Here is a 5863-nt window from a genome sequence, read left to right on the forward strand (position 1 = left end):
TCCCTGCTTTCGCCAATCTCCAACGCTTGAAGAATGGCGCCAACAGGCCGTTCTGCCGATCTCCCCCCTTGAGGGGGAGATGTCCGGCAGGACAGAGGGGGGCCTCGTAGAGCACTGCCATCAGCTGTTGGCGTTATTATCTGCGGCGCTGTTTGCCCTCCTCCCCACCCCAGCCTTCGCCCACGCCTCCGACCGGGGCCACGTCCTGCTGTTGCCGACCGGCTACTATCTGGTCGGAGGCGCCTTCGCCGTGGCCGTCAGCTTCCTCGTCCTGGCGCTGCTGCCGGCGGCTTCGCTTGCCCGCTTCTGGCGCCGACGCCTGCCGCTGTTCACCTTCGGCGACAGCGCCCGCGCCGCCATCAGCCTGATATCCTTTGCCGGCTTTGCAATTCTCATCGCCGCCGGCCTTTTCGGCAGCCACGACCCGCTTTCAAACCCGCTGCCTTTGGTGATCTGGACCCTTTTGTGGGCCGGCGTCACGCTGTTGCAAGGCCTCTTCGGCGATCTCTGGTCATGGCTGAACCCCTGGTATGGACCATGGCGTATCGCCTCGCGCCTGTTCGGGACCGGGACATGGCGCCTGCCCCGATGGGTCGGCTGCTGGCCTGCGGCCATCTTGTTCTTCGCCTTTGCCTGGTTCGAACTCATCGATCCGGCGCCCGACGATCCGGCGCGTCTGGCCGTGGCCGCCGGCCTCTACTGGCTATTCTCTTTCCTCGCCATACTGGCGTTCGGCTATCGCGGCTGGAGCCGCAGCGGCGAATTCCTGACGGTCTTCTTCTCCATGGTGGCGCGTTTCGCAATTGTGGTACGGAACGAACATGGCCGGCTTGCCCTGTGCTGGCCGGGCGCCAAGCTGCTGGCCGCGGAGCCCTTGCCGGCCAGCGGCATGGCTTTCCTGCTGCTCGCCCTGTCGTCGGTGTCCTTCGACGGCCTGTCGAAAACCTTCTTCTGGCTCGGCCTGTTCGGCATCAACCCGCTCGAATTTCCCGGCCGCACGGCGCTGATCGGCAGCGGCACTTTCGGGCTGATCCTGACATTCGCGCTGCTGGCGGCGGTGTTCCTGCTTGCCGCCTGGCTCGGCCAACGTCTTGCCGGCAGCGACCACATTCTTAACCAGGCGGCCGGTCAGCTGGTGTGGTCGATCGTGCCGATCGCGCTTGCCTATCACATTGCGCATTATCTGACGGCGCTGCTCGTCGACGGCCAATATGCGCTTGCGGCACTTTCCGATCCGTTCGCGATGGGCTGGAACCTGTTCGGCACCGCCGATATGCAGATCGAGGCCGGCATCGTTGCGGGGGCGGACTCTGCGTGGTGGCTGTGGAATATCCAGGCCGGCGCCATCATCCTGGGGCATGTGCTCGCCGTCCTCGTCGCTCACGGCTTCGCCTGGCGCCTGCACCCACAGCCCTCCCGCGCGGCCCTCAGCCAGTTCCCGCTTACCTTGCTGATGGTCGCCTACACCGTCTTCGGCCTCTGGTTGCTTGCCACGCCGACTGTCGGATGAGAAAAGGCGACCAGCATGCCTTCGGGGAAAGCCCGCTTGCCACGTCGGGGCTTTGGTGATTTAGTTTGTACACATGCGATTTTTTGCCTCGTTGCAGCCAGTCAAAACTCAAAAACAGGGGAACTGCCGTGACTGACAAGAATGGTTTTTTCGATCTCTCCAGATCCACGCTCACCCGCCGCACCGCACTGAAAGGTCTGGCCGCAGGCGCCGGCCTCGGCCTTGCCCCTGGCTTCGTCCGCTATTCCCAGGCGCAGAGTTCGGCGCCGATCAAGATCGGCTTCCAGTCGCACCGCACCGGCATCGGCGCTGCCTATGGCCGCTGGTACGAAAAGACGACGGCTGCCGCGGTCAAGGCGATCAATGCCGCCGGCGGCATCAATGGCCGCCAGGTCGAGGTGATCATCGAGGATGACGGCACCGATCCCGGCCGTGGCGCCGAGGTGGTCGGCAAGTTCGCCACCCAGCACAAGACCGACATCGTCTTCGGCACGCTGTTCTCGCATGTCGTCATCGGCTCGGCGCCCGCCGCCGGCGAAAACAAGATGCCCTATTTCGTCGTCAGCGAAGGCCATCACGTCGCCTCGACCAAGCTGAACCGCTATGTCTTCCAGCCCGGCATCACCGACGTGAAGAGCCAGATCCAGTCGATGGCGCCGTGGATCGCGGCCAATGCAGGCAAGAAGGTGACGCAGATCTTCCCGGATTTCGCCTTCGGCTACGACCACCGCGACTACCTGCCGCCGGCGCTGAAGGCGCAAGGCGGCGAGGTCATCGCGCAGATCGCCATCCCGCCGACAGAATCGTCCTTCACCAAGTATTTTCCGCAGATCCCGGCCGAGACCGAGGTGATCTACCACGTCATGGTCGGCCCGGCCGTGCTCACCTTCGTCAAGGAGCTTGGTGAGTTCTACGGCTCCAACCGGCCGCAATTGTTCGGCTTCATCGATTCGCTCGAAGCCACCGACATCAACAGCCCCGGCCTCGAATTCCTCGATGGCAGCCATTTCTGGGAAGGCTCGCCGCGCTATGCGCAGGCCGATGATTCCGAGGCGCAGAAGGCCTATCGCGCTGCTGTCGGCATCGACGACAATGGCGCCGCCGTCGGCGACCCCAAGGACGTCTCCACCGCAGCCCACATGTTCGGCTGCTGGGAAACGCTCTACGTCGTCAAGAAGGCGATGGAGGACGCCGGCTACAAGGGACCGGAAGACCGCGCCAAGCTGGTCGAGGCGACCGAGGCGCTGACCGAATTCGCCGAAGGTCCGGAACATCCGCAGGGACCGAAGACCTTCAACGGCAAGATCCACCAGTGCTTTGGCATCCAGAACATCTCCAAGATCGAAGGCGGCAAGCTCAAGGTCGTGCACAAGACCAAGATCGAGGACGGACTTTACGAGGCCGAAGGGGATTATACGACGCAGGCGCTGTGAGCTTAGCGCAGCAGCGTGAGCGCCAAGGCCCCCCCCTCTGGCCTGCCGGACCCGGCCCTTCGCTGTCGCTCCGGGCGTTCGTCGTTCGGAAAGCCAAGCAATTGGCTTTCCGTCCGCTGCGCGGACCACTCCTCACCCCCCGCAAGGGGCGCGATTGCGCTATCGCTGGGCGTGTAGCATGCACTTCGGTCCCCACCTCCTCCTCGCCGCCCTCGAAGGCCTCGTCACCTCAGCCGTGCTGGCGCTGACCGCGCTCGGCCTGTCCTGGTGGTCAATGTCGCGCACGGTGAGTTCTTCATGCTGGGCGCCGTGCTCGCCTGGGCGATCACCACAGCCATTGGCGGCCATCCGGCGCTCGGCTTCCTGGCCGCACTTGTGATTGCTCCGCTGATCGTCGGCGCCATTGCGCTGGTCGCCGAACGGCTGGTGCTGCGCCGGCTCAACTACAATCCGGAAGCCACCATCGTCGCCACCATCGGCATGCTCTACATCATCCAGCAGCTGGCGCTGACCTTCTACGGTCCGGAGGCGCGGCCGGTGGAGCCGCCGTTCAGCTACCGCATCCTTCTGCCGTGGTTCGGCTACTCCGGCTACAAACTGTCTGTCATCGCCACTTCCGCGCTGCTGCTCACCGCGACATGGCTGGTGCTGACGCGCACCAAGGTCGGCCTCGTCATGCGCGCCACGCAGTATGACAGCGAGACGGCGCAGGCCTTCGGCATCCCCGTCGGCCGCGTCTATGGCGGCGTCTTCGCGCTTGGCGCCATGCTGGCGGCCATTGCCGCAGTGCTGATCGTGCCGATCAGCCAGGCGCATTACCTGATGGGGCAGGACCCGCTGCTGCTCTCCTTCATCGTCGTCATCATCGGCGGCCTCGGCTCGCTGCGCGGCACGGTCGTCGCCGCCGTGCTGATCGGTCTCTCCGACGGCATCATCTCGATGTTCTTCTCGCCGACGCTGGCCAAGATCATCGCCACGCTGCTGGTCGCCATGGTGCTGGTGTTCCGTCCGCAAGGCTTGTTCGGGACGAGGTCGCGATGAGCGAAGCTTCGCCGGTAAAAGCCTATGCCATGCATCTCGGCGTCGTCGGGCTGCTTTTCGTGCTGAGCTTCCTTCTGCCGGAATACTATCACGGCCTGCTCGCCCGCATCATGGTGCTGGCAGTGTTCGCCATGGGCTACAACATGCTGTTCGGCTATGTCGGCCTGCTCAGCCTCGGCCATGCCATGTTCTTTGCCGCCGGGCTCTATGGCGCCGGCCTTGCCGTCATCCAGCTCGGCTGGAGCGTACCAGCGGCGTTCGCCGCGGGGCTTGCCTGTGGTGTTGTTGTGTCACTCGTGATCGGCCTGCTGGCGCTGCGCACCACCGGCGTCGCCTTCATGATCGTCACCATGATGTTCGCGCAAGTGTTCTACCTCCTCATCCTCTACTTCGCGACGTGGACCGGCGGCGACCAGGGCATGGTCGTGCCGCAGCCGGCCCGTGTGCTCACCTTCGGCGCGACATCGCTCGAGCTCACCAATCCGACCGTTCGCTACATGACGGCGCTGGCGCTGTTTTCGATCGTGCTTCTCGTCACATTGGCCATCGTCCGCTCCCGGTATGGCCGCGTGCTGGTCGCCATCCGCGAGAATGAGGAGCGGACGAAGATGCTGGGATACGACACTTTCTCCAACAAGCTCGCCGCCGTCGTCATCTCCGGCATCATCTGCGCCGGCTCGGGTGCCGCCTATGCGCTGCTGTTCGGCTATGTCGGATCGAGCTTCGCGTCGGTGCAGTATTCGATCCTGCCGCTGCTGTGGGTGCTGCTGGGCGGTGCTGCAACAACGCTCGGGCCGCTGATCGGCACGCTGTTCATGTACTATGTCATCGATATCACCAGCGGCTACACCTCCGCCTATCTGCTGATCGTCGGCATCGCGCTGATCCTGCTTGTGCTGTTCTTCCCCAAAGGCATTCTGGGCAGCATTAGGCAGCGCTGGCTCGGGTGGCTGCCATGATGCCGCTTTTGACCACCAAGGGCCTTTCTCGCGACTTCGGCGGCCTGCGTGCCGTCGACCGTGTGGATTTCTCCTTGATGCCGGGCGAAATCCGCGCCGTGATCGGCCCCAATGGAGCGGGGAAGACCACCTTCGTCAGCCTGGTCAGCGGCCGCATCCAGCCGTCTGCCGGCATGATCGTCTTCGACGGCGCCGACATCACCAATCTGCCTGCCTATGTCAGGGTCCGCAGGGGGATCGCCTACACCTTCCAGCTCACCAGCGTCTATGCCAACCTGTCCGTCTACGCCAACGTCGCGCTGCCCGCGCAACTGACGCTGCGGCATGGCAGCCATTCCAGGAGCGCGATACAGGCCGCTGTCATGACCGCACTCGAACGCACCGGCCTGGCCGATCGCGCCCACATGCCGGCCGGGCAGTTGTCCTACGGCCATCAGCGCCTGCTGGAAGTGGCGATGGGGCTGGCGCTGAAGCCGCGCCTTTTGATCCTCGACGAGCCGACGCAAGGGCTGGCCGACAGCGAGATCGACAATTTCATCACCCTGGTGCGCGAGATCGCCAAGAACGCCACCGTGCTTCTGATCGAGCACAACATGCCTGTCGTCATGCAGCTGGCCGACCGCATCACTGTCTTCAATGCCGGCAAGATCCTCGCCGAAGGCACGCCCGAAGCGATCCGCGAAAACGCGGCGGTGCAGGAAGCCTATCTGGGGACTGCCCCATGACCGAGGCAAACCAGGCCGAGGCCACGCCTCAAGCACTCACCATTTCGCGGCTCGACTGCTTCTATGGCGAGGTCCAGGTGCTCTATGGCCTCGACCTGGTGCTGAACAAAGGCGAGGTGCTGTGCCTGTTCGGCCGCAATGGCGCCGGCAAGACGACGACACTCAAGGCCATCATGGGGCTGGTCCCCTCGAGCG

General features: G+C 64.2%; 5 protein-coding genes and 1 pseudogene. All 6 read left to right on the top strand.

Features of this window, described 5'->3' with window-relative positions; translation table 11 throughout:
* The first annotated feature begins 79 nt into the window (after window positions 1-79).
* Entirely contained in the window at window positions 80-1510 is a 1431-nt protein-coding gene (locus ENZ74_RS18990; RefSeq protein WP_063169743.1) for a hypothetical protein, read from the top strand.
* Between the two features lie 128 nt (window positions 1511-1638).
* The gene (locus ENZ74_RS18995) at window positions 1639-2943 is read left to right on the top strand and encodes an ABC transporter substrate-binding protein (protein ID WP_013528442.1); all 1305 of its coding nucleotides are present in this window, start codon (window positions 1639-1641) and stop codon (window positions 2941-2943) included.
* A gap of 178 nt (window positions 2944-3121) precedes the next feature.
* A pseudogene (locus ENZ74_RS19000) lies at window positions 3122-3984 on the top strand (branched-chain amino acid ABC transporter permease).
* On the top strand, window positions 3981-4943 hold the full coding sequence (locus ENZ74_RS19005; protein ID WP_063169741.1) for a branched-chain amino acid ABC transporter permease: 963 nt from the start codon (window positions 3981-3983) through the stop codon (window positions 4941-4943). The pseudogene ENZ74_RS19000 and the gene ENZ74_RS19005 overlap by 4 nt, the downstream one beginning before the upstream one ends.
* On the top strand, window positions 4940-5668 hold the full coding sequence (locus ENZ74_RS19010) for an ABC transporter ATP-binding protein (protein WP_063169740.1): 729 nt from the start codon (window positions 4940-4942) through the stop codon (window positions 5666-5668). Before ENZ74_RS19005 ends, ENZ74_RS19010 begins: the two co-directional genes overlap by 4 nt.
* The coding region (locus ENZ74_RS19015; RefSeq protein WP_127312921.1) for an ATP-binding cassette domain-containing protein at window positions 5665-5863 on the top strand (199 nt) is incomplete at its 3' end. The genes ENZ74_RS19010 and ENZ74_RS19015, both read left to right, overlap by 4 nt.

The sequence above is a fragment of the Mesorhizobium sp. M7A.F.Ca.CA.002.15.2.1 genome (assembly GCF_003998715.1).
GTDB lineage: Bacteria > Pseudomonadota > Alphaproteobacteria > Rhizobiales > Rhizobiaceae > Mesorhizobium > Mesorhizobium ciceri.